The sequence below is a fragment of the Streptomyces sp. NPDC047117 genome, assembly GCF_040643545.1.
In the GTDB taxonomy this organism is placed as follows: domain Bacteria; phylum Actinomycetota; class Actinomycetes; order Streptomycetales; family Streptomycetaceae; genus Streptomyces.
On the sequence record NZ_JBEYUN010000014.1, the window covers coordinates 190,002 to 213,047 of the forward strand.

The 23,046-nt window shown below is 73.2% G+C and carries 20 protein-coding genes, 1 tRNA gene and 1 pseudogene; 10 read left to right on the forward strand and 12 right to left on the reverse strand.

The annotated features are described in order from the left end of the window. The first annotated feature begins 118 nt into the window (after positions 1–118). Complete coding sequence (locus tag ABZ840_RS26170; RefSeq protein WP_361562785.1) at positions 119–712, forward strand: histidine phosphatase family protein; 594 nt, start codon at positions 119–121, stop codon at positions 710–712. Positions 713–759: 47 nt separating this feature from the next. Here the strand turns inward: ABZ840_RS26170 and ABZ840_RS26175 are convergent, their stop codons facing one another. Continuing rightward, the gene (locus ABZ840_RS26175; RefSeq protein WP_361562786.1) at positions 760–2,187 is read right to left on the reverse strand and encodes a tetratricopeptide repeat protein; all 1,428 of its coding nucleotides are present in this window, start codon (positions 2,185–2,187) and stop codon (positions 760–762) included. A gap of 234 nt (positions 2,188–2,421) precedes the next feature. On the opposite strand from ABZ840_RS26175, the gene ABZ840_RS26180 reads away from it, so the two are divergent. Together ABZ840_RS26180 and ABZ840_RS26185 are read left to right on the forward strand one after the other, a co-directional pair. Further along, positions 2,422–2,862 carry a hypothetical protein gene (locus ABZ840_RS26180; RefSeq protein ID WP_361562787.1) on the forward strand — a complete coding sequence of 147 codons (441 nt, stop codon included), beginning with the start codon at positions 2,422–2,424 and terminating at the stop codon, positions 2,860–2,862. Between the two features lie 89 nt (positions 2,863–2,951). Continuing rightward, positions 2,952–3,770, forward strand: coding sequence for a fused MFS/spermidine synthase (locus ABZ840_RS26185; RefSeq protein WP_361562789.1), 819 nt, complete (start codon positions 2,952–2,954; stop codon positions 3,768–3,770). 27 nt (positions 3,771–3,797) lie between these two features. Here the strand turns inward: ABZ840_RS26185 and ABZ840_RS26190 are convergent, their stop codons facing one another. Continuing rightward, the gene (locus ABZ840_RS26190) at positions 3,798–4,373 is read right to left on the reverse strand and encodes a hypothetical protein (protein ID WP_361562790.1); all 576 of its coding nucleotides are present in this window, start codon (positions 4,371–4,373) and stop codon (positions 3,798–3,800) included. Positions 4,374–4,530: 157 nt separating this feature from the next. Between ABZ840_RS26190 and ABZ840_RS26195 the strand changes: the two genes are divergently transcribed. The 4 genes and pseudogenes from ABZ840_RS26195 to ABZ840_RS26210 all read left to right on the forward strand — a co-directional run bounded on the left by ABZ840_RS26195 (position 4,531) and on the right by ABZ840_RS26210 (position 9,110). Continuing rightward, complete coding sequence (locus tag ABZ840_RS26195) at positions 4,531–5,223, forward strand: response regulator transcription factor (RefSeq protein WP_361562792.1); 693 nt, start codon at positions 4,531–4,533, stop codon at positions 5,221–5,223. Positions 5,224–5,263: 40 nt separating this feature from the next. Beyond that, positions 5,264–6,676 (forward strand): HAMP domain-containing sensor histidine kinase, encoded by a 1,413-nt coding sequence (locus tag ABZ840_RS26200; protein ID WP_361562794.1) that lies wholly within the window; start codon positions 5,264–5,266, stop codon positions 6,674–6,676. 324 nt (positions 6,677–7,000) lie between these two features. Beyond that, a pseudogene (locus ABZ840_RS26205) lies at positions 7,001–7,885 on the forward strand (chitinase); the annotation flags it as partial. 187 nt (positions 7,886–8,072) lie between these two features. Next, complete coding sequence (locus ABZ840_RS26210; protein ID WP_361562796.1) at positions 8,073–9,110, forward strand: LacI family DNA-binding transcriptional regulator; 1,038 nt, start codon at positions 8,073–8,075, stop codon at positions 9,108–9,110. Positions 9,111–9,117: 7 nt separating this feature from the next. Here the strand turns inward: ABZ840_RS26210 and ABZ840_RS26215 are convergent, their stop codons facing one another. Continuing rightward, positions 9,118–9,930 carry an AraC family transcriptional regulator gene (locus ABZ840_RS26215; RefSeq protein WP_361562864.1) on the reverse strand — a complete coding sequence of 271 codons (813 nt, stop codon included), beginning with the start codon at positions 9,928–9,930 and terminating at the stop codon, positions 9,118–9,120. Positions 9,931–10,189: 259 nt separating this feature from the next. Here ABZ840_RS26215 and ABZ840_RS26220 point away from each other — a divergent pair, with 259 nt between their 5' ends. After that, positions 10,190–10,840, forward strand: coding sequence for an NAD(P)H-binding protein (locus ABZ840_RS26220; RefSeq protein WP_361562798.1), 651 nt, complete (start codon positions 10,190–10,192; stop codon positions 10,838–10,840). 78 nt (positions 10,841–10,918) lie between these two features. On the opposite strand, the gene ABZ840_RS26225 is transcribed toward ABZ840_RS26220, so the two are convergent. The 4 genes from ABZ840_RS26225 to ABZ840_RS26240 all read right to left on the reverse strand — a co-directional run bounded on the left by ABZ840_RS26225 (position 10,919) and on the right by ABZ840_RS26240 (position 13,696). Next, positions 10,919–10,994 (reverse strand) — tRNA-His (locus tag ABZ840_RS26225). A gap of 108 nt (positions 10,995–11,102) precedes the next feature. Beyond that, the gene (gene orn / locus ABZ840_RS26230; protein ID WP_361562800.1) at positions 11,103–11,735 is read right to left on the reverse strand and encodes an oligoribonuclease; all 633 of its coding nucleotides are present in this window, start codon (positions 11,733–11,735) and stop codon (positions 11,103–11,105) included. A 5-nt stretch (positions 11,736–11,740) separates the two neighbouring features. After that, positions 11,741–13,021 (reverse strand): helix-turn-helix domain-containing protein, encoded by a 1,281-nt coding sequence (locus tag ABZ840_RS26235; RefSeq protein ID WP_361562802.1) that lies wholly within the window; start codon positions 13,019–13,021, stop codon positions 11,741–11,743. Between the two features lie 369 nt (positions 13,022–13,390). After that, positions 13,391–13,696, reverse strand: a complete 306-nt coding sequence (locus tag ABZ840_RS26240; protein ID WP_361562804.1) for a hypothetical protein — start codon at positions 13,694–13,696, stop codon at positions 13,391–13,393. Between the two features lie 444 nt (positions 13,697–14,140). Here ABZ840_RS26240 and ABZ840_RS26245 point away from each other — a divergent pair, with 444 nt between their 5' ends. After that, positions 14,141–14,662 carry a universal stress protein gene (locus ABZ840_RS26245; RefSeq protein ID WP_361562806.1) on the forward strand — a complete coding sequence of 174 codons (522 nt, stop codon included), beginning with the start codon at positions 14,141–14,143 and terminating at the stop codon, positions 14,660–14,662. 299 nt (positions 14,663–14,961) lie between these two features. On the opposite strand, the gene glmS is transcribed toward ABZ840_RS26245, so the two are convergent. Continuing rightward, positions 14,962–16,782, reverse strand: a complete 1,821-nt coding sequence (glmS, locus tag ABZ840_RS26250) for a glutamine--fructose-6-phosphate transaminase (isomerizing) (protein ID WP_361562808.1) — start codon at positions 16,780–16,782, stop codon at positions 14,962–14,964. A gap of 43 nt (positions 16,783–16,825) precedes the next feature. Next, positions 16,826–17,101 carry a hypothetical protein gene (locus ABZ840_RS26255; RefSeq protein WP_052867002.1) on the reverse strand — a complete coding sequence of 92 codons (276 nt, stop codon included), beginning with the start codon at positions 17,099–17,101 and terminating at the stop codon, positions 16,826–16,828. A 200-nt stretch (positions 17,102–17,301) separates the two neighbouring features. Here ABZ840_RS26255 and ABZ840_RS26260 point away from each other — a divergent pair, with 200 nt between their 5' ends. Further along, a complete protein-coding gene (locus ABZ840_RS26260; RefSeq protein WP_361562866.1) occupies positions 17,302–18,903 on the forward strand; it encodes a beta-N-acetylhexosaminidase in 1,602 nt (533 codons plus the stop codon). A 50-nt stretch (positions 18,904–18,953) separates the two neighbouring features. Here the strand turns inward: ABZ840_RS26260 and ABZ840_RS26265 are convergent, their stop codons facing one another. The 3 genes from ABZ840_RS26265 to ABZ840_RS26275 are packed head-to-tail and all read right to left on the reverse strand — an operon-like array spanning position 18,954 to position 23,046. Then, positions 18,954–20,108 carry an acyl-CoA dehydrogenase family protein gene (locus ABZ840_RS26265; RefSeq protein ID WP_361562868.1) on the reverse strand — a complete coding sequence of 385 codons (1,155 nt, stop codon included), beginning with the start codon at positions 20,106–20,108 and terminating at the stop codon, positions 18,954–18,956. Between the two features lie 11 nt (positions 20,109–20,119). Next, positions 20,120–21,076, reverse strand: coding sequence for a hydroxymethylglutaryl-CoA lyase (locus ABZ840_RS26270; RefSeq protein ID WP_361562811.1), 957 nt, complete (start codon positions 21,074–21,076; stop codon positions 20,120–20,122). Continuing rightward, positions 21,073–23,046: an acetyl-CoA carboxylase biotin carboxylase subunit gene (locus ABZ840_RS26275; protein ID WP_361562813.1), complete on the reverse strand. Its 1,974-nt coding sequence runs from the start codon at positions 23,044–23,046 to the stop codon at positions 21,073–21,075. Before ABZ840_RS26275 ends, ABZ840_RS26270 begins: the two co-directional genes overlap by 4 nt.

Genomic DNA, 23,046 nt, shown 5'->3' on the forward strand with positions numbered 1-23,046 from the left:
GGGGAACGCATGCGCGATGATGGGACGGACGGAACGAGACGTACCGCCGCCGGCCCGGCCGGCGGTCGAACGAGCAAGGCCGGCGGCGAGCGGATTCGCCCCGGTGAGAGGTAATCCCATGGCACCGCGCATCCTGCTGGCCCGGCACGGGCAGACGGAGTGGTCCCTGTCCGGCAAGCACACCGGCCACACGGACATCCCGCTCCTGGACGAGGGGCGGCGCGGCGCCGAACTGCTCGGCGAACGGCTGCACCGCGCGCCCTGGAACGGGCTGCCGGACGTCGAGGTGCGCACCAGCCCGCTGATCCGCGCCAAGGAGACCTGCGAGCTGGCCGGCTTCGGGGACCGCGCGACGGAGTGGGACGCCCTCAAGGAGATCGACTACGGCGCGTACGAGGGCCTGACGCCCGCCGAGATCAAGGCGGACCGGCCCGACTGGCTCATCTGGCGGGACGGCGTGCCCGAGGGCGAGACGCTCGCCGAGGTGTCCCGCCGGGTGGACGGCGTCATCGAGTGGGCCCGCTCGGCCGACCGCGACGTCCTGCTCTTCGCGCACGGCCACATCCTGCGCTCGCTGTGCGCCCGCTGGCTCGGCGAGGACATCTCCTTCGCCGCCCGGGTACGCCTCGACCCGACCTCCCTGTCGGTGCTCGGCTGGGCCTACGGAGCCCCGGCCGTCGAGCGCTGGAACGACACGGGCCACCTGGGCTGAGCACGAGCCACCCGGGCTGAGCACGCGCCGCAGGACCGGCCGCGCGCTCAGGCCGTCCGGGCCGCCGCCAGCGCCTGCCGGTCCAGGAAGTCGGCGACGACCGGAATGCGCCGCCGGGGGCGCAGCGTCCGCGCCGTGCCCGCCAGCATCGAGCGGATGCGGGCCGAGCCGACCTCTCCCAGCAGGTCCAGGGCGCGCAGCCCGGCGGCGGCCGCCTCGTCGGGCGCGCCGCTGTGCGCCAGATTGCCCGCCAGCTCCGCGGTGTACAGCGCGGTGTTCCGCGTGAAGTGCGGGTCCTGGAGGGCGACCGCACGGCGCGCGTGCTCCGCGGCGCGCCCCTGTTCGCCCAGCGCCGACCAGCACTGCGCCTCCAGGCCGGCCAGCTCCGCCTCCCCGTAGAAGGACATCCACTCCGGGTCGGCGTCGGACGGGCCGCGGGCGAAGAGATGGTGCGCCCGCAGAAGCGCCGCCTCGCAGGCCGCGCGGTCACCGAGCCCCGCCCAGCCGCCCGCCTCGCGCAGCGCCAGCAGGGACAGCAGCCGGCGCGAGGAGAGGTGCTTGGCGGCGTGCTGGGCCGCCTGCGCCGCACGGACCGCCTCGCGCGGGCGCCCCGCGTCGCGGGCGAGGAACGCGGTGTTGCAGAACGCGTGCGACTCCAGGGCGGGGTCGCCCGCCACCCGGGCGGTGGCCAGCGCCTCCGCGTAGTGCGAGCGGGCGTCCCCGAAACGGCCGGAGTCGTGGGCCAGCCAGCCCACGGAGATGGCCAGTTCGCCGGCGCCCGAGTGCAGCCGGTCGGCGACCGACTGGCGTTGTGCTCCGGCGTCCAGGAGCGCGTACGCGGCGCGCAGCGGCTGGGCCGCCCGCCGGTAGATGCCCTCGGCGCCGTGCCGGTCGTCCAGCAGCCGGATGCGGCGGACCGCGTCCTCCACGGCGGCGGCCTCGGCCCCGCCCACATGGCGGGTACCCCCGGCGGGGGCGGCGCCCGGCAGGCCGGCGGCCGTGGCGCGGGTGGCGGGTACGGACCCCAGGGGCGCCAGGCCGGCGATCCCCAGGGCGGCGGCCGGGCCGCCGGTCATGAACGCGCGACGCAGCACGTCGCTCTCCTCGCAGCTCTCGGTGATGTGGTCGCGGTGCTCGGGTGGTGCTGCCGGAGGTGCGGCGCCCGTCTGCGTGCGCGCCCCTCGCCCGCGTACCCATTCGCGAGGTGCGAACCCCATGTCGGCCGGTGTGAGGCCGGGGAACATGTGCCGGAACACCCGTTCGTAGGCGTAATTGGGACACCTGATCTCCCCGGCCTCGACGCGCCCCACGTAGCGCGCGTCGCACGAGACCTGCTCGCCGATCTCCCGGGCGGCCCGGCGCACGGCGGCCGCGAACTCGCCGGGCGACAACCGGCCCCGCAACTGCCTGAAAGCGGTGTTCGGCCGGGGCAGAACGTCGCGGACCGACTTCGACGGATCTGTGGGCGACGTCATGGCGGGCCTCTCCATGCCATCCGTGCGGCGACGCCGTGCCCTGGGCGGCACGGCGGGGACGACCGTACCGTCTGTGATGGGGGTGGTACGGAGAGTTTGTTTACAAAAGGGATATCCCACGCGCCATCCGCCATGAAGTGCCACCCTTTACAGCGGTCCGGCACCGTTGCTGTTGACGCCTTTTCGCGTTGCTCCAGGTGTAGGGAGCGGCGCGTCATGAGGAGGGGGTTTCCCGTGCTGGAAGCCGGCGTGGACAAGAGTGTCGTAGGGACCGCTTCGCAGCCGTCGGGGGGCACCGGGGCCGCATCGCCGACCGGCGACCTCGACCTCGATCTGGTCACGGTGCCGGCCCGGCAGGGCCTGGAGGCGGTGGACATCCTCCGGCTGCGGGACGGTGTCGGCCCGGTCCTGCACGACGGCGCGTGCGACACCCTCGGATTTTTGGTGCCGCCGGGCACGGCCGCCGGCTGGGACCTGCCGGGCAGTGCCTGCACGCAGACGTACGGCGGCGGGCGGCGGGGCGGCCCGCGGGACGCGGACGAGCCGCCGGTCGCGGGCACCGGCTGGCTGGTCCCCCCGGAGGGCGCGTTCGGCGCGGCCACCGACCCCGTGAGGCTGCGCGCCGCGCTCGGCGAGGCGGCGCGCACCATCGAGGCCGTCGACCGCTGCCGCTGAGCGCACCTCCCCGGGTCCGCCCCGGCGCCGCCGGGGATACTGGCCGGGTGGCGAGGAACAGGCGGACGCGGGCGGCAGCGGAGCCGGCGATGGCGGAGGTGACCGGCGGCCGGGCCGAGCTGCGGCCCGACCGGGACCGGCCGCGCGGCTGGACGCTGCTGATCGACGGCGCCCCGCAGTCGTTCGTCGACCTGGACGACCCGGCGTACCTGGACTTCGCCTACCAGCGGCGGCTGGGTCATGTCGCCGATCTCGCGGCCCCGGCCGGCAGGCCGCTGCGCGTCCTGCACCTCGGAGGCGGCGCGCTCACCCTGGCGCGTTACGTCGCGGCGACCCGGCCCCGCTCCACGCAGCAGGTCGTGGAGATCGACGCGCCTCTCGTGCAGTTCGTCAGGGACCAGCTGCCGCTGGACTCCGGTGCCCGTATCAAGGTGCGCGGCGGCGACGCCCGCGCCGGGCTCGCCAAGGTCCCGGACGGCTGGGCCGACCTGATCATCGCCGACGTGTTCAGCGGCGCCCGTACGCCCGCCCACCTGACCAGCACGGAGTTCGTCACCGAGGCGGCGCGGGCGCTGGCCCCCGGGGGCTGGTACGCGGCCAACCTCGCGGACGGCCCGCCGCTGGCCTTCGTCCGGTCCCAGATCGCCACCGTCGGCGCGGTCTTCGGTGAGCTGTGCCTGACCGCGGCGCCGCCCGTGCTGCGCGGCAAGCGCTTCGGGAACGCCGTACTGCTGGCGGCGGACGGGGCGCTGCCGGTCGCCGAGCTGACCCGGCGGGCCGCCACCGACCCGGAGTCCGGGCGGGTGGAACACGGCCGCGCGCTGCGGGACTTCGCCGGGGGCGCGGTGCCGGTCACGGACGCCACAGCGGTCGCCTCGCCCGCACCGCCGCCGGGCACGTTCGACTGAGGGCGGCGGGACCCGCGTAGGCGGGCGCTACCGGGCGTGGTTGTCCGTCGTGACGACCGGCGGGTGGCCGTTCCAGGCGCAGATGACCGAGGTGCGGTCGTTGCCGCGGGTGAAGTCGACCCGGAGCCAGCCGTCCTGCTTCCACACCTGCATCTGCCAGCCGGCCCCCGGGGTCGCCGAGACCAGCTCCGCGTACGAGGACCGCACGTCCAGCACGACGCGGCCGCCGTCGGTGCGGTAGCCCCTGACCGTGCCGGTGCCCTCGTCCTGCGCGGGTGTGCTCGGGTCGGCGGTGGAACGGGTCGGCGCCGGGCTGCTCGGGGGCGCCGCCGGCTCCTCCGGCCGCGTGGTCTTGCGGGTGGGGGAGGGCGAGGGGGTGCCGGAGGGCTTGGGGCGGTGGGTGGAGGAGACGCGGGGCGTGGCGCTGCTCTCGCCGTCGGCCTGCGCTCCGGGCGCATCGTCGGAGAGCGGGAGCGCGCGCGGCGGGTCGTACGCCGTACCGGAGACCACGGTGTGCACGCCGAACCACGACAGCGTGACCGCGGCCCCGGTCGCCAGCGTCCAGGCCGCCGCGTGAACCAGTCCTCGTCGCACCCGGGCCATACTGCACCACCCCGGTGCCGGGTACGAGGCCGAGCCGGCGCTCGCACGGGAACGGAGCCGCACTGCGTACCGGACCGGGCCGCACTTCGTACGGAACGGACAGCGACCGTCAATGGCCGGTCAAGAAGCGCACTCGAATGGCGTACGGTGCCGTCCCATGGCACGTGTGCTCGTGGTCGAGGACGACCAGTTCGTCCGCTCGGCCCTCATCCGGCATCTGTCCGACGCCGCCCACACCGTGCGCAGCGTCGGCACCGCCCTGGAGGCGCTGCGCGAAGTGGCGCAGGTCGGCTTCGACGTGGTCGTCCTCGACCTCGGCCTGCCCGACCTGGACGGCCGCGAGGCGCTGAAGATGCTGCGCGGGATCACCGACGTACCCGTGATCGTCGCCACGGCGCGCGACGACGAGGCCGAGATCGTCCGGTTGCTCAACGACGGCGCGGACGACTACCTCACCAAGCCGTTCTCCGTGGAGCACCTGTCCGCGCGGATGGCCGCCGTACTGCGCCGCTCCCGCGCCCAGGGGCCCGGCGGCGGGCCGCCCTCCCGGGTCCTCCGGGTCGGCGGCCTGACCGTCGACCCGCTGCGCCGCCAGGCCGAGCTGGACGGTACGCCGCTGGACCTCACCCGCCGCGAGTTCGACCTGCTGGCCTTCCTGGCCGGGCGGCCCGGCGTGGTCGTGGCCCGCAAGGAACTCCTCGCCGAGGTGTGGCAGCAGTCCTACGGCGACGACCAGACCATCGACGTCCACCTGTCCTGGCTGCGCCGCAAGCTCGGCGAGACCGCCGCCAGCCCCCGCTACCTGCACACCCTGCGCGGCGTGGGCGTCAAGCTGGAGCCGCCGCAGTGAGCGCCGCGGGCAGACCCGGAGCGGGCGGGGGAGCGGCGGCATGAGGTGGGCGCTGGTCAAGGTCGCCCTCGCCGTCACGGCCATGGTGGTGATCGCCTTCGCCGTCCCCCTCGGCCTGGTCGTCAAGGAACTGGCCCGGGACCGCGCGTTCGCCAACGCCGAGCGGCAGGCAGCGGCCATCGGCCCCGTACTGGCCATCACCACCGACCGCGCCGAGCTGACCCGCGCCGTGGCCAGCGCCGAGACCGGGCCCGGCGGCCAGCTCGGCGTGCACGTACCGGCGACGGGCCGGGGCGGCGCGCCCGCGGTGATCGGCGCGGGCCGGGCGAAGGGCGCGGACGTGGCGCGTGCGGCCCGGTACGGCCGGGCGTCCGTGGCCGCCGTCCGGGGCGGCTCCTCGCTGCTCCAGCCCACCGCCGTGGCCTCCGGCACCGCCGTCGTCGAGGTCTTCGTGCCCGAGGAGGCGGTGACCAACGGGGTGGCGACCTCCTGGGTGCTGCTCGCCGGCGTCGGGCTCGCCCTGATCGTCGGGTCGGTCGCGGTGGCCGACCGGCTGGGCACGCGGATGGTGCGGCCCGCCGAGCGGCTGGCGGGCGCCGCGCTCGACCTCGGCGACGGAAAGCTCGGCGTACGGGTCCTGGAGGACGGCCCGAAGGAGCTGCGCTCCGCGGCCGTGGCCTTCAACTCCATGGCCGACCAGGTCGTCCAGCTGCTCGCCAACGAACGCGAGCTGGCCGCCGACCTCAGCCACCGCCTCCGCACCCCGCTGACCGTGCTGCGGCTCAACGCGGCCTCGCTCGGCGAGGGCCCGGCCGCCGAGCACACCAGGGCCGCCGTCGCCCAGCTGGAGCGCGAGGTCGACCAGATCATCCGGACCGCGCGCGAGCAGCAGGCGCTGACCCAGCCCGCCGCAGCGGCGGCCGGCTGCGACGCGGCCGAGGTGATCCGGGAGCGGATGGGCTTCTGGTCGGCGCTCGCGGAGGACGAGGGGCGCACCGTACGGGTCGCGGGCGCGGACCGGCCGGTGCGCGTCCCGGTGGCGCGCCCCGAGCTGGCCGCCGCGCTGGACGCGCTGCTCGGCAACGTCTTCCGGCACACGGCCGAGGGCACCGCCTTCGCGGTGGACGTGCACAACGCCGAGGACGCGGTGATCGTGCTGGTGTCGGACGCCGGGCCGGGCATCGCCGACCCGGCGGCGGCGCTGCGCCGCGGCCACGGGGGCGGCGGCGACGGCTCGACCGGGCTCGGCCTGGACATCGTCCGCCGGCTCGCGGAGTCCACGGGCGGCGACGTCCGTATCGGCCGCTCCGTCCTGGGCGGTACCGAGGTGCGCGTCTGGCTCGCCCTGGACGGCCGGCGCGGCGCCCGGACGGGCCGCCGCCACCGGGCCCGCCGCCGGCTGGGCCGGCTCCGCCGGCGCACCCTCGCGGCCTCCCGCAGGGCCCGCGCTTAACCGGTCCCTTTCGGTTCCTTAAGCGGGCCATAAGTCCGCCGACCGGCGTGGCTTACCTGCCGATTGTCCGTTTCCCGGTCGCTAGCGTGCGGGACGTCACCCCCCCAGGACACGTCACCCCCCACGACGGTCACCCCCCCCACGAAACGACAGGCAGGCACCCAGATGACTTCTCCGGCACACCGCCGCCGTACGAGCCGCACCGCCAAGCTGATCGGCGCCGGCGCCGCCGCGGCGCTCGCGGTCGGCGGCGGGTTCGTCGTCGCCGGCGCGGCCCGGGCGAGCAAGGCCGGGCCGGCCGAACAGGCGGCGGCGAAGGACGCGTTCGCGCCGTACGCCGACACCTCGCTCAGCCCCGCGTACGACCTCGTGGGCACGGCGGAGAAGACCGGCGTGCAGACCTTCAACCTCGCCTTCGTCACCTCCGGCGGCGGCTGCGACCCCAAGTGGGGCGGCAGTGGTGCCCTGGACAGCGACCCGGTCGCCCAGCAGATACCGAAGCTGCGTGCGCAAGGCGGCGACGTACGCGTCTCGTTCGGCGGCGCCGCGGGCTCCGAGCTGGGCCTCGCCTGCAAGTCGGCGGACGAACTGGCCGCCGCGTACGGCAAGGTCGTCGACGCGTACGACCTGAAGAAGGCCGACTTCGACATCGAGGGCGGCGCGCTCCCGGACACCGCGGCCAACACCCGCCGCGCCCGGGCCATCGCGCAGCTCCAGAAGGACCATCCGGACCTGGACGTCTCCTTCACCCTCCCCGTCATGCCCGAGGGTCTGACCCAGGACGGCGTGAACCTCCTCGCGGACGCGAGGAAGAACGGCGTCAAGGTCTCCGCCGTCAACATCATGGCCATGGACTACGGCGCCTCCTACGACGGCGACATGGGCAAGTACGCGATCCAGGCCGCCACCGCCACCCAGAAGCAGGTCAAGGACGCGCTCGGGCTGAGCGACGCGGACGCCTGGAAGGCGGTCGCGGTGACTCCGATGATCGGCGTCAACGACGTGGCGACCGAGACGTTCACCCTCGACGACGCCAAGGAGCTGGCGGACTTCGCCGCCACCAAGCACCTCGCGTGGCTGTCGATGTGGTCCGGTACCCGCGACAAGGCCTGCGAGGGCGGCTCGTCCGGCACGGCCCAGCCGACCTGCAGCTCCATCGACCAGCAGCCGCTGGACTTCACCAAGGCCCTCGGCGCGTACCAGGGCTGACCCAGGACCACCCCCCACACCCCCCACACCAGCGGGGCGCAGCGGATCCCCACCCCCCCCACGGCCGCTGCGTCCCGCTCCTCCGCTTGCGCCGTACCGCGCCGACCTGACGCCGCTTTCCGCCATTGCGTCGCGTTCCGCTGTGTAATGGCGGGAAACATTCGCGGCCGGGAGTCCGGAGGCAGCCATGGCAGCGGCAGGGCGCGGTGGTCGGCGCGGCGGACGCCCCACACTCGAAGAGGTGGCGGCGCGGGCCGGCGTGGGCCGGGGCACCGTGTCCCGCGTGGTCAACGGCTCGCCCCGGGTGAGTCCGCGCACCCGCGCCGCGGTCGAGCGGGCCATCGCCGAGCTGGGATACGTGCCGCACGGCGCGGCCCGCGCGCTGGCCGCCGACCGGACCGACGCGGTCGCGCTGGTCATCCCCGAACCGGAGACCCGGCTGTTCGCCGAGCCGTACTTCTCCGGCATCGTCCGCGGGGTCGGCGCCGGGCTCGCCGACACCGATCTCCAGCTGCTGCTGATCCTCGTCCGTACGCCGAAGGAGCGCGAGCGGCTGGGCCAGTACCTCGCCGCGCACCGCGTGGACGGCGTGCTGCTGGTCTCCGTGCACCAGGACGATCCGCTGCCCGACCTGCTGTCCCGGCTGGAGCTGCCCGCGGTCCTGAGCGGCCGTCGTTCGGCGCGGGAGACCGTGCCGTACGTCGACTCCGACAACGCCGGCGGGGCCCGCGCCGCCGTCCGGCATCTCCTGGAGCGCGGCCGGCGGGTGGTCGCCACGGTCGCCGGGCCACCGGACATGTACGCCGCGCAGTGCCGGCTGGCCGGCTACCGCGAGGCGCTGGCCGACGCCGGGCACGGCGCCGACGAGGCGCTGATCGTCCCGGCGGACTTCACCGAGGACGGCGGGCGGCGGGCGATGGCCGCGCTGCTGGACCGCCGGCCGGACGTGGACGCGGTGTTCGCGGCCTCGGACGTGATGGCGGCCGGCGCGCTGGCGGTCCTGCGGGAGCGCGGCCGGCGGGTGCCGGCCGACGTGGCGCTGGTCGGGTTCGACGACTCGGCCGTCGCCCGCCATCTGGACCCGCCGCTGACCAGCGTGCGGCAGCCGATCGAGGAGATGGGCCGGGCGATGGCCCGGGTGCTGGTCGAGGAGCTCGGCGAACGTTCCCGGGAGCGCCCGCAGCTCGTCCTGCCGACGGAGCTGGTGGTGCGGGAGTCCTCGTAACGGGCGCTCAGGCCGTCCCGCCGCGTACGGCCTCCCGGAAGGCGATCGGCGTGCTCCCCGTCCGGTGCAGGAAGAACTTGCTGAAGTTCGTCGCGTCCTCGAAGCCGAGGCGGCGGGCGATCCAGGCCGCCGGCCGGTCGCCGTGCGCGAGGAGCCGCTTGGCCTCCAGCACCACCCGGCGGTCGATGAACTCCTTCGCCCCGACGCCGGCGGCGGCCTCCGTCGCGCGGGAGAGGGTGCGCGGCGAATAGCCCAGCGCCCGGGCGTAGTCGGCGACCCGGCGGCTGGCCGCGAAGTCCCGCTCGACGGCGTCCCGGAAGCGCAGGAACGTCGCGGTCGCCGCGCAGTCGGCGGCGTCGTCCGCCGGGCCCCGCACCAGGTGCGCCGCGCGCAGCACCAGGACCGAGAGCAGGTGCCGCAGCACGTCCAGGTGCGCCTCCAGCGGCAGCCCGCACAGCGCGCCGAACTCGCGGTGCAGATGGTCCAGGGCGGCCCGCGCCGCCGCCCCGGCGGCCTCGTCCGGACGGCGTACGGCCGGGCCGTACCAGTCCTCCAGCCGGGCCGCCGCGGCCGTCGCCGGGTCCAGGAAGCCCGACTCGAAGAGCACCAGGACGCCCTCGGCCGCCGCCAGGTCGCCGAAGTGCTGGACCTGGCCCGGCCGCACCCACAGCCAGTCGCCCGGCTCCAGTCGGTACTCGCGGAAGTCGGCGGTGTGGGAGAGCCGGCCCGCGTCCAGCGCGAGGAGGTGGTGGAAGCCGGGGCGGTGCGGTACGGCCAGCGCGCAGACGTCGGCGCGGGCGCGCAGCTCGGCGAGCGTCATGACCTCCACGCCCGCCGGCCGACCGGCGGGCGCCGAGAACGCCACCGTCGGGATGCTCTCCGGATGCTCACTCACCCGCATGTCGCATTCTCACCATCGTTCGTCCCGGTCCCACCCCGGTATGCCCTGATTCCAGCCCTAGTGTAGAAGACGTCGCCGCACACGATGACGGAAAGTCGCCACCGGCGACGACGAAGACCCGAGCACCCGAACCCCAGCAGGACCGGCACGACCGTACGGTCCATCGGAGGAGCCCCCCATGTCCAAGATCGCCCTCTTCGGCGCCAACGGCACCATCGGCAGCCGCGTCCTCGACGAGGCCCTGCACCGCGGCCACCAGGTCACCGCGGTCGTCCGGGACCCCGCGAAGGTCACCCGGACCCACCCGAACCTCACCGTGACCACCGGCGACGTCCTGGACCCCGGCTCCGTGGCCGCGGCCGCCGCGGGCCAGGACGTACTGATCAGCGCGGTCGGCGGCGGCGACGGCCCGGGCCATGTCGCCACCATCGCCCCCTCCGCCGAGTCCCTGGTGGCCGGCCTGCGGAAGCTGGGCGACGCGGCGCCGCGGCTGATCGCGGTCGGCGGCGCCGGCTCGCTGCGCACGCCCGACGGCACGCAGGTCTGGGACGCCGAGGGGCTGCCGGAGTTCCTGCTGCAGATCATGCACGCGCACGGCGACGCGCTGGACTTCTACCGCACCGTCACCGACGTGCGCTGGACCAACCTCAGCCCGGCGGCCCTGATCGAGCCCGGCACCCGTACCGGCGGCTACCGCACCGCCGTCGACGACCTCGTCACCGACGCGGACGGCACCAGCCGGATCTCCGCCGAGGACTACGCCGTCGCCCTCCTGGACGAGCTGGAGACGCCCCGCCACATCGGCGAGCGCTTCACGGTCGGCTACTGACGGGCCGGACCCGAACTCCCGGGACAGGAAAAACGAGTGAGGGCCCCGGACGCCAAAGCGTCCGGGGCCCTCACTCGTTGGGGTGAGTAACGGGACTTGAACCCGCGACATCCTGGACCACAACCAGGTGCTCTACCAGCTGAGCTATACCCACCATGACCGGTGCTGTGTGGTGTCTTGTTCCCCACCGGCTGAAGAAAAGTGTACAGGGTCCGAAGGGGTGCTCGCTCCCGGTTTCCCCCCTGGCCGGGAGCGAGCTGCGTCACTGTCCGCCGGCGCGCTCCGCCGCGGGGGTCTCCGCGGGCAGGACGTGCTTGGCGGCGATCGCCTTGGCGGTGTCGGAGTCCGGCCCCGGCTGCGGCACGAAGACCGCCTCCCGGTAGTACCGCAGCTCCGCGATCGACTCACGGATGTCGGCGAGCGCCCGGTGGTTGCCGTTCTTCTCCGGGCTGTTGAAGTACGCCCTCGGGTACCAGCGCCGCGCCAGCTCCTTCACCGACGAGACATCGACGATCCGGTAGTGGAGGTAGTCCTCCAGCTCCGGCATGTCGCGCAGCAGGAAGCCGCGGTCGGTACCGACGGAGTTGCCGCACAGCGGGGCCTTGCCCGGCTCCGGTACGTGACTCCTGATGTAGTCCATGACCTGCCGCTCGGCGTCGGCGAGGGTCGTCCCGCCGTCCAGCTCCGCGAGCAGTCCCGAGGTGGTGTGCATGTCACGCACCACCTCGGGCATGGTCTCCAGGGCCTCGGCGGGGGGACGGATCACAATGTCCACCCCCTCGCCCAGGATGTTCAGCTCCGAGTCGGTGACCAGTGCGGCCACCTCGATGAGCGCGTCGTTCGCCAGCGAGAGCCCCGTCATCTCGCAGTCGATCCACACCATGCGATCGTTCATGCGTCTCACCCTACGGGGCGCTCCCGCTGGCTGGGCAGCACCGGGCGTCCGGTGGAGCGGCCGACGGCGGGCTCCCCGAGCCGGGACGCGTACGCGTCCGACTCCGGCTTGCCCGGTTCATGAGCGCCCAGTGGACCCCCCTGACCCGGCACCTGGGCATGCGCCCCGAAGCGCTCGGCCGCCGGGGTCCCCGTGCGGTCCAGACGCTCCGATCGGTCGGCCGGGCGGACCGCGGACCCTGGTGGCTCCGCGGCGCCGTTCTGTGGCCGCCGGGCGCGGTAGGCCGCCCGGTAGGCCGCGGGGGAGGAGCCCAGCTGCCGCCGGAAATGACCACGCAGCGCGACGGGGGAGCGGAAGCCGCAGCGGCCCGCCACCTCGTCCACCGAGTAGTCCGACGTCTCCAGCAGCCGCTGCGCCTGCAGCACGCGCTGAGTGATCAGCCACTGCAGGGGAGCGCTCCCAGTGAGTGAGCGGAACCGGCGGTCGAACGTCCGGCGGCTCATGTAAGCGCGCGCGGCGAGCGTCTCCACGTCGAACTGCTCGTGGAGGTGCTCCAGCGCCCAGGCGACGACCTCGGCCAGCGGGTCGGCGCCGATCTCCTCAGGTAATGACCTGTCGAGGTAACGCTGGTGCCCCAGCTCCGACGCCGTGCGCCGGGGCGGCACGACCAGCCGGCGGGCGAGCGCGTTGGCCGCGTCGGCGCCGTGGTCGGTCCGCACTATGTGGAGGCACAGGTCGATCCCGGCAGCCGTGCCCGCCGACGTCAGCACATCGCCGTCGTCGACGAACAGTTCGCGTGGATCGACATGGACGGACGGATAACGCTTCGCGAGCGTCGGTGCGTACATCCAGTGGGTGGTCGCCGGACGGCCGTCCAGCAGCCCTGCGGCCGCCAGCACGAACGCGCCCGTGCACAGCCCGACGATGCGGGCCCCTTCTTCGTGCGCGCGCCGGAGTGCGTCCAGCGCGGCTGGTGGTGGCGCCTGGGTGATCGAACGCCAGGCGGGTACCACGACGGTACCTGCCCTGGAGATCGCTTCCAGTCCGTATGGAGCGGAAAGCTCCAGTCCGCCGGTCGTGCGCAAAGGCGCATCTTCGCCCGCGCACACAAGCAAGCGGTACCTCGGCACGCCCGCGTCCTGTCGGTCGATGCCGAATACGGAGAGCGGAATGGAGCTCTCGAAAATGGGGCCGCCACTGAAGAGGAGCACCGCGACTACTTCGCGGCGTCGTCGGGCGGCGAGCTTGCGTGCGGCATCTGGTACGGCAGCGGAGTCCTGGCTCATGGCACTAAGCCCCCCTCGGTCGTCTCGCCCTCTCGGTCCTGCACTGTTCCCCCGCCGTGATTGCCAAGATCGAATCTACTGTGTCCCGTGAGGATGGAGTGCCAAGTTCACCACCTGCTGGTAAGTCGATATGGCAACTTGGCGCGAAGCATTCGATCACGAAGCGTTCCACTCGTGGGCTCCGCTGGGAAGTAGGCCTCTCGCCCCTGCCCGTCCGTCGCGGGGTACAACCACGCCGAGCGGTCCCTCCCGTCCAGTTCAAAGGGCGGTTGGGGGTCGCTTTTGCCAAGGGATGTGCCGGGGGTCGAAGTTGGCTGAAAAGGGTCGCGGGTGCCCGCGCGAGCACCCCCGCACTCGCGCGTGAGCGCCTCAATCCCCCGGCGTGCGCCCCCCACCGTGGCGCCCGCCCCGGTGCGCCCCCAGGCCCGTCCTGCCGTGCCGTCCGCGGTGCACGGAGGCCCGTTCGACGGCCAGCCGGGCGGCGGTCCGCTCGGACTGCCGCAGCAGCGCCCGGCAGGCGCACGTGACCGCCGTGAGCCCGATGGCGGTGCCGGCCGCCCCGCCGAGCGACGAACCGCACACGAGGAGGACAAGCGGAACCAGTGCGCAGCTGAACGAGGCCCAGCGGACCACATCGCTCACCGGGTCCACGGGCGGGTGAGGCGTACCGGGCAACGGGGTCTCCTTCCGAGTGATCCGCACCGACCGCGCGGGACCACTGGAACAACGCCGGTGGCCACGGGGAGTCACCGCGAGGCGTTCGGACGGAGCAGAGGCGGCCGTACCGGAGCTGGAGCCTCCGTATCGGACCCGCGGCCTCCGTATGAACGCGCTGGAGGCCATTGCCAACGGCGCGACGCTCCGGCATGCTCCGGGGAACGTTCGGGGGCGCTGTCCGGTCAAAAGGGACAAGCGCCGTTTACGGAGACTCTGGGCAGGGGAGGAGTGGCGCCGTACTCTTGGGGTAAGGGGTTGGGAAGATGATTCCCGGCCGTATTGTTCGGCATTGAACCATCGCCGTCGCCCCGCTCTCCGCCCAGTTCAGTCAACTGCCCGAACAAGTCAATCGCCGTTCCCCTCCGCCTCTGGGCACGAGGGCTCCCCTTCGCCGAGACACTCATGGCCGGTCACGAATTCCCCGAACCCGCGGACCGCAAGCAGGTCGCCGATCCGATGGCGGACCTCGAAGCGGCGGAACAGTCACACCACTCCTGCGACCCCGCCTTCCAGCACGGTGTGGTGGTCGGCTTCGACGGCTCGGTCTCCAGCGAGCGTGCCCTGGCCTACGCCATCGGTATGGCCCGGCGCTCGGGCTCCGGGCTGATCATCGTCCACGTCGCCAACCGGCTCCCCACGACCGTCTGGGCAGGCTGCGAGCCGCCCGTCTTCGTGGATGTCCCCGACCACCGCACGGAGGTCCTGGGGCTGGAGCTGGCCTGTGCCGATCATCTCGCCGAGCTCTCCTGGATCCTGGTCGAGCGGGGCGGCGACATCTGCCACGAACTGGAGGAGGTCGGCCGTGAGTACGCGGCCGACGCCATCGTGGTCGGCTCCACGCACGGCATCGTCGGGCGGATCTTCGGATCGGTCGCCGGACGGCTCGCGCGCCGCGCGCAGCGACCGGTGATCGTCGTGCCGTGACGGCGGCCCGTCCGTCCACACCGTACGTATTCGGCCTCGTACTCCCGTCCACTCCGTGACGTCGGTACGACGTGACGAGACGTCACACCCCGGCAGTAGTCGACAAATCTACTGACTCGTAGAGGTGGGTTGTGCGCTTGTGAGGGGTACAAGCCCTTCACACAGCGTGCTGCCGCCCGGGTGTGACGGTTCCCGGGGAGGCGGCATCACTGCCGGCGTTAGGGCGACGCCGGCACCGTGAGGTGGACCCCCGGCTCGTATGGTGGCGCGACCGGTGGTCCACCTCACTCACGTCGGAGTTATTCCACCGTCACCGACTTCGCCAGGTTGCGGGGCTTGTCGATGTCGCGGCCGAGGGTCAAGGCCGTGTGGTACGCGAGGAGTTGGAGCGGGATGCCCATGAGGATGGGGTCGAGCTCGGGCTCGTTCTTCGGGACCACGATCGTGTGGTCCGCCTTCTCCTGCTCCGCGTGCGCCACGGCGAGGATGCGGCCGCTGCGGGCCTTGATCTCCTCCATCGCCGCGCGGTTCTTCTCCAGCAGGTCGTCGTCGGGGACGATCGCCACGGTCGGCATCGCCGGCTCGATGAGCGCCAGCGGGCCGTGCTTCAGCTCGGAGGCCGGGTACGCCTCGGCGTGGATGTAGGAGACCTCCTTGAGCTTCAGGGAGGCCTCGCGCGCCACCGGGTAGCCGCGGACGCGGCCGATGAACATCATCGACTTCGCATCCGCATACAGTTCGGCGAGCTTCTTGATCTCGGCTTCGTTCTCCAGGATCTCGGTGATCTGCTCGGGCAGCCGGCGCAGGCCGTCGATGATCCGCTTGCCGTCCGCCACGGACAGGTCGCGGATGCGGCCCAGGTGCAGCGCGAGCAGCGCGAAGGAGACCACCATGTTGGTGAAGCACTTGGTGGAGACCACGCAGACCTCCGGTCCGGCGTGCACGTAGATGCCGCCGTCGGTCTCCCGGGCGATCGCCGAGCCGACCACGTTCACCAGGCCCAGCACGCGCGCGCCCTTGCGCTTCAGCTCCTGGACGGCGGCGAGCACGTCGTAGGTCTCACCGGACTGCGAGACCGCGACGTAGAGCGTGTCGGGGTCCACGACCGGGTTGCGGTAGCGGAATTCGGAGGCCGGCTCGGCGTCCGAGGGGATGCGCGCCAGCTCCTCGATCATCTGCGCGCCGATCTGGCCCGCGTGGTACGAGGTGCCGCAGCCCAGGATCTTGACCCGGCGGACGCCGCGCGCCTCGCGCGCGTCCAGGTTGAGGCCGCCCAGGTGCACGGTGGAGAAGCGGTCGTCGATCCGGCCGCGCAGCGCGCGGTCCACCGCGTCCGCCTGCTCGGAGATCTCCTTGTGCATGTACGTGTCGTGCGCGCCCATGTCGTAGGACTCGGCGGCGTACTCGACGGTCTCCGGCGAGGAGGTCGTCCGCGAGCCCTCGGTGGTGTACGTGCGGTAGTCGTCGGCCTTGAGCGTGGCCATCTCGCCGTCGTCGAGGGTGACGACCTGGCGGGTGTGCGAGACGAGGGCCGCGACGTCGGAGGAGACGAACATCTCCTTCTCGCCGATACCCAGCACGACGGGCGAGCCGTTGCGCGCGACGACGATGCGGTCGGCGAAGTCGGCGTGCAGCACGGCGATGCCGTACGTGCCCTCGATGTGCCGCAGCGCCTCGCGGACCTTCTCCTCCAGCGTGCCGGCCCCGGAGCGGCCGATGAGGTGCGCGAGGACCTCGGTGTCGGTCTCGGAGGCGAACTCCACGCCCTCGGCGGTGAGCCGGGCGCGCAGGTCGGCGGCGTTGTCGATGATGCCGTTGTGGACGAGCGCGACCTTGCCCTCGGCGTCGACGTGCGGGTGGGCGTTCTCGTCGTTGGGCGCGCCGTGGGTGGCCCAGCGGGTGTGGGCGATGCCGGTGGTGCCGGCGAACCGCTTCGGCAGCCGCGACTCCAGCTCCCGTACGCGGCCCTTGGCCTTGGCGGTCTTCAGCCCGCCGGCCTTGCCGGAGGCGTGGATGGCGATGCCGGCGGAGTCGTAACCCCGGTACTCCAGGCGCTGCAGCCCCTCCAGGAGCAGCGGAGCGACATCACGCTTTCCGATATATCCGACGATTCCGCACATGGGTGGACCCTCCCTGATCGATGGTTCGTGGTGCTCCGCTGCTTCAGCCGTAGACGAGGCGGCGCAGCTGACGTATCGACAGCTCGGGCGGGGCCACGGCGCGGTGCGGCAGCTCGTGGGCGATCCGCTCGAAGATCGCGTCGTTGCGCAGGCCCTGGCCCTGCAGTTCGCGGTGTCTGCGGCGTACGAACACCTCGGTCGTCTCGTCGAAGTACGCGAGGACGTCCTGGATCACCCGGACCGCCTCGCCGCGCTGCAGCGGCGTACTGCGTACCAGGTGTTCCACCAGGTCCTCGTGGGACGGACGACGATCGAGCACCCATCGATACTGCGGTGCCGGGCGCGCTTTCGCAAGAAATCTGCCCGATATCGGGCAGGCGTGTCGCAGAGTCGTCCGGACCGACCGAAGGGGAAATGGTCTGCACCTTGACCCTCGGTGGGGCGCACGGTACGCAAGGTGAGCGTTCGGTTGCTCCATGCCCTGCACGAAGCTCGCCGAAGGGATCACCCGTGTCACTCGTGAGACCGCACCGATTGTTCTGTTCCCTCCTCCTGGTGGCCGCGGCCGGCCTCGGTACGGCGGGTGCGGCGCCCGCCGCCGCGCGGCCCGCCGCAGGACCCGTGCCCCTGGACCGCGTCGTCCCCGCCCCGGTCTCGGTCCGCCCGGCCCCCGGTACGCACCGCCTCACGGACCGGACCGCCATCCGGATCCCCGGGGCCACCGGCGAGACGAAGCGGGTCGCCGAGTACCTGGCGGGCGTGCTGCGGCTGTCGACCGGCTATGCGCTCCCCGTCACCGCCCGGGGCGGCGACGGCATCGTCCTCCGGCTCGCGTCCCGGGCGCCCGAGGTGCGGAAGCTCGGCGCCGAGGGCTACCGGCTCACCGTCACCGGCCGCGCCGTCACCCTCACCGCGGCCCGCCCGGCCGGCCTCTTCCACGGCGTCCAGACGCTGCGTCAGCTGCTGCCCCCGGCGGCGGAGCGGCGCACGGCGCAGTCCGGGCCCTGGACGATCGCCGCCGGGACGATCACCGACACCCCGCGCTACGAGTACCGCAGCGCGATGCTCGACGTCTCCCGCCACTTCTTCTCCGTGGACAAGGTCAAGCGCTACATCGACCAGCTCGCGCTCTACAAGATCAACAAGCTGCACCTGCACCTCTCCGACGACCAGGGCTGGCGCATCGCGATCGACTCCTGGCCCCGGCTCACCACGTACGGCGGCTCCACCCAGGTCGGCGGCGGCCCCGGCGGCTACTACACCAAGGCCGACTACAAGGAGATCGTCCGGTACGCGCAGAGCCGCTACCTGACCGTCGTCCCCGAGATCGACATGCCGGGCCACACCACCGCGGCCCTCGCCTCGTACGCCGAGCTGAACTGCGACGGCGTCGCCCCGCCGCTCTACACCGGCACCGAGGTCGGCTTCAGCTCCTTCTGCGTGCCGAAGCAGGTGACGTACGACTTCGTGGACGACGTCATCCGCGAGCTGGCGGCGATGACGCCCGGCCCGTACCTCCACATCGGCGGCGACGAGGCGCACTCCACCAGCCACGAGGACTACGTCACCTTCATGAACAAGGTGCAGCCGGTGGTCGCCAAGTACGGCAAGACGGTGATCGGCTGGCACCAGCTGACCGGCGCGACGCCGGTGAAGGGCGCGGTGGCGCAGTACTGGGGCTACGACGCGACGGGCGCCGACGAGAAGGCGCAGGTGGTGGCCGCGGCGAAGAAGGGCACGCGGCTGGTCGTCTCGCCCGCCGACCGGTCCTACCTGGACATGCAGTACAACAAGGACACCCCGTACGGGCTGCACTGGGCCGGGTACGTGTCGGTCCAGCGCTCCTACGACTGGGACCCGGGCAGCTACCTGGCGGGCGCGCCCGCGGACGCCATCCTCGGCGTCGAGGCCCCGATGTGGGCCGAGACGCTCTCCGAGAGCGACCAGGTCGAGTTCATGGCCTTCCCGCGGCTGCCGGGCATCGCGGAGCTGGGCTGGTCCCCGGCGAGCACGCACGACTGGGACAGCTATAAGCAGCGCGTCGCCGCGCAGGCCCCGCGCTGGGACGCGATGGGCATCGACTACTACCGCTCACCGCAAATTCCCTGGCCGGCGAAGTGAGCCGGTGACCGAGCGGGCGGGCTCCGCACCGGAGCCCGCCCGGAGGGGTGTTAAAGCCCCAGCTCCCGCGCGATCAGCATGCGCTGGACCTCGCTGGTGCCCTCGCCGATCTCCAGGATCTTGGAGTCGCGCCACATGCGGGCGACGGGGTACTCGTTCATGAAGCCGTAGCCGCCGTGGATCTGGGTGGCCTCGCGGGCGTTGGTGACCGCGATCTCCGAGGAGTACAGCTTCGCCAGCGCGGCCTCCTTCTTGAAGCGCTCGCCGTGCACCAGCCGGGAGGCCGCGTCGCGCCAGGCCAGCCGGGAGGTGTGGGCGCGCATCTCCATGTCGGCGAGCTTGAACTGTATGGCCTGGTTCTCCCCGATCGGCTTCCCGAAGGACTTCCGCTCCTTGGCGTACCGCAGCGACTCGTCCACACAGCCCTGCGCGAGCCCGGTGGCCAGCGCCGCGATGGCGATCCGGCCCTCGTCCAGGATGCGCAGGAACTGGGCGTAGCCGCGGCCCTCCTCGCCCAGCAGGTTGGCGGCCGGCACGCGCACGTCGGAGAAGGACAGCTCGCGGGTGTCGGAGGCGTTCCAGCCGACCTTGGAGTACGGGGCCGCGACCGTGAAGCCGGGGGTGCCGGCGGGCACGATGATCGCGGAGATCAGCGGGCGGCCGTCGTCCTTGTGGCCGGTGACGGCCGTGACCGTGACCAGGCCCGTGATGTCCGTGCCCGAGTTGGTGATGAAGCACTTGCTGCCGTTGATCACCCACTCGTCGGTGGCCGCGTCCAGCCGTGCGGTGGTCTTCGTGCCGCCCGCGTCCGACCCGGCCTCGGGCTCGGTCAGCCCGAACGCGCCCAGCATCTCGCCCGAGCAGAGCTTCGGCAGCCAGGTCCGCTTCTGCTCCTCCGTGCCGAAGTGGTACAGCGGCATGGCGCCGAGCGAGACGCCGGCCTCCAGGGTGATCGCCACCGAGGAGTCGACCCGGGCCAGCTCCTCCAGGGCGATGCCGAGCGCGAGGTAGTCGCCGCCCATGCCGCCGTACTCCTCGGGGAAGGGCAGCCCGAAGAGGCCCATCCGGCCCATCTCGCGCACGATCTCGTAGGGGAACTGGTGGTTCTCGTAGAACTCGCCGATCTTCGGCGCGACGACGTCGTGGGCGAACGCCTCGACCGTGGTGCGCAGTTCCTCCAGCTCGGAGGGGAGGCGGTGGTCCAGTGACATGGGGGTCACTCCTTGTGGGAGTCGAGGGAGGAGGAGAGGGCGCGCACGGTGCGGGACGGGCTCGGCCGGCCCAGCCGCTCCGCCATCCAGACGCTGGTGGCGGTCAGCCGCTCCAGGTCGACCCCGGTCTCGATGCCGAGGCCGCGGAGCATCCACACCAGGTCCTCGGTGGCGAGGTTGCCGGTGGCGCTCTTGGCGTACGGGCAGCCGCCCAGGCCGCCCGCCGAGGCGTCGACGGTGGTGACGCCGTGCTGCAGCGCGGCCAGGGTGTTGGCCAGCGCCTGTCCGTAGGTGTCGTGGAAGTGGACGCCGAGCACGTCCGTGCCGACGCCCGCTTCGTTCAGGGCGGTGAGCAGGGCCGTGACATGGCCGGGCGTGGCGACGCCGATGGTGTCGCCCAGGCTCAGTTCGTCGCAGCCCTGGTCCAGCAGCGCGCGGCAGACCCGCACGACCTGGGGGACCGGTACCGCGCCCTCCCAGGGGTCGCCGAAGCACATGGAGAGGTAGCCGCGGACGTGCGCGCCCGCCTCCTTGGCGCGGGCGACGACCGGCGCGAACATCGCCAGCGCCTCGTCCACCGTGCGGTTGAGGTTGGCCTTGGCGAAGGACTCGGTGGCGCTGCCGAAGACCGCGATCCGGTCCGCGCCCAGGGCCAGTGCCCGGTCCAGGCCGCGCTCGTTCGGTACGAGCACCGGCAGCCGGACCCCGGGGACGTCGCGCACCATCGGGAACAGCCGCTCGGCGTCGGCCAGTTGGGGCACCCACTTGGGGTGCACGAAGCTGGTCGCCTCGACGGTGTCCAGCCCGGCGGCGGCCAGCCGGCGGACGAACTCGGCCTTGATCTCGGTGGGGACGACGCCCTGCTCGTTCTGCAGGCCGTCGCGCGCCCCGACCTCGTGGATGCGGACGCGGGCCGGCAGGCCGGGCGCGGGGACGGGCATCGGCAGTCCGGCGGCGGTCATGACAGCTCCTTCGCGGCGCCCTCGGCGGGGGCCGGGTGGGCGTCCTCGTCGGGGGTGATCACGGCCAGCACCTGGTCCATGGCGACCGTGCTGCCCGGCGTCACGTCGAGTTCGGCGACGGTGCCGGCGTGCGGCGCGGAGATGACGTGCTCCATCTTCATCGCCTCCACCACCAGCAGGCCCTGCCCGGCCTCGACGCGGTCGCCGACCGCGGCCTTGACCACGGTGACCGTGCCGGGCATCGGCGCGGTGAGCGAGTCGGCGCCGTGCGCGCCGGCCGCGCCGGCGAGCGTGGCCGCCACCGGGTCGTGGTCCCGCACGTGCCAGGCGTCGCCGTCCCGGCCGAGCCAGTCCCCGGCCCGTACGAAGGTGTGGCGTACGCCGTCGACGGTGACGGCCACCCGGTCCTCGGCGACCCGGCCCCGCCCGGCGGCGCGCACCGGCTCCTGGCCCGGCGCCCGCAGCCAGAAGGCGGGCGGGGTGGGCTCGCCGCCCATGCGCCAGCCGCTCGGCACGGAGAACGGGTCGGTCCAGCCGTCCCCGGACGCGGGCGGCTCCAGCGCCGCCTGCCGCACCGCGGCGCCCGCCGCGTACACCTCGTCCGGCACGCCCCCGTCCACCAGGCCGTCCGCCTCGCGCTCCACGAGGCCGGTGTCCAGCTCCCCGGCCACGACCGCCGGGTGGGCCAGCAGCCGGCGCAGGAAGCCGGTGTTGGTGGGCACCCCGAGGATGACCGTCTCCGCGAGCGCGGCCCGCAGCCTGCGCAGCGCGGTCGCCCGGTCCGGGCCGTACGCGATCACCTTGGAGAGCATCGGGTCGTACAGCGAGCCGACCTCGGTTCCCTCCGAGAGGCCGGAGTCCGTCCGTACCCCGTCGCCGGACGGCTCGTGCAGCGCGAGCACGGTGCCGCCGGAGGGCAGGAAGCCGCGGGACGGGTCCTCGGCGCAGATCCGGGCCTCGACGGCGTGCCCGGTGAGGGTGATGCCGTCCTGGCCGTACGGCAGCTCCTCGCCCGCCGCGACCCGCAGCTGCCACTCGACCAGGTCCAGTCCGGTGACCAGCTCGGTGACCGGGTGCTCGACCTGGAGGCGGGTGTTCATCTCCATGAAGTAGTACGAGGCGGGATCGTCGCCGGGGACGATGAACTCGACGGTGCCGGCGCCGACATAGCCGCACGAGCGGGCCGCCTCCACGGCCGCCGCGCCCATCGCGGCGCGCGTGGCCTCGTCCAGCAGGACGCTCGGCGCCTCTTCGATGATCTTCTGGTGGCGGCGCTGGAGGGAGCACTCGCGCTCCCCGAGGTGGACGACGTTGCCGTGCCCGTCGGCCAGGACCTGGATCTCGATGTGGCGCGGGCGGTCGACCCACCGCTCCACCAGCAGGGTGTCGTCGCCGAAGGAGCCGCGGGCCTCGCGCCGGGCCGCCGCGATCTCGTCCGCGAGCAGCGTCTCGTCACGGACCAGCCGCATGCCCTTGCCGCCGCCGCCCGCCGAGGGCTTGAGCAGCACCGGCATGCCGATCTCCCGCGCGGCGGCGGCCAGTTCGGCGTCGCTCAGGCCGCTGCCCGAGGAGCCCGGTACGACGGGCACGCCCGCGGCCCGTACGGTCTCCTTCGCGCGGATCTTGTCGCCCATCAGCGAGATCGCGTCGGCGGGCGGGCCGATGAAGACCAGGCCTGCGTCGGTGACCGCGCGGGCGAACGCGGCGTTCTCCGCGAGGAAGCCGTAGCCGGGGTGGATCGCCTCCGCGCCCGTACGGGCCGCCGCTTCGAGGAGGCGCTCGAGGGAGAGGTAGCTCTCCGTCGCGGGCGGGGGGCCGATGCGGACGGCGGTGTCCGCCTCGCGTACGTGCCGCGCTTCGGCGTCCGCGTCGCTGAAGACGGCGACCGAGCGGATGCCCAGGGACCGGAGGGTGCGGATGACGCGGACCGCGATCTCGCCGCGGTTGGCGACCAGGACTGTGCTGAACAT